1 protein-coding gene is annotated in these 248 nt (G+C 33.1%); it reads right to left on the reverse strand.

The window, feature by feature from the left end; all coding sequences use genetic code 11:
* Window positions 1–29: 29 nt before the first annotated feature.
* Window positions 30–248: Ger(x)C family spore germination C-terminal domain-containing protein (locus AOA59_RS32140; protein WP_218212218.1), on the reverse strand; the 219-nt coding region annotated here is incomplete at its 5' end.

Here is a 248-nt window from a genome sequence, read left to right on the forward strand (position 1 = left end):
GAAATATCCATATTGATTTTTATGTTAGGTTAAACCTCTTTCCAATTTAATTCCTTCCATTCTACGGGACTCAATGTGTTTCTCACAAATTGCCCTAAACCTAGGCTATCTGCATTATTTTCTTGTAGTTGTTTTACCAACTCGTTAGCCTCTTTCTCCATATGTTCTTCAATTCTTTTTTCTAACTTTTTCTGGTTATCCTCATTTGAAATGTCATTATTTCCTATGTATTCAAGTAGGGCTGCTTT

This window comes from Pseudomonas sp. 2822-15 (assembly GCF_002742515.1).
Taxonomy (GTDB): domain Bacteria; phylum Pseudomonadota; class Gammaproteobacteria; order Pseudomonadales; family Pseudomonadaceae; genus Aquipseudomonas; species Aquipseudomonas salomonii.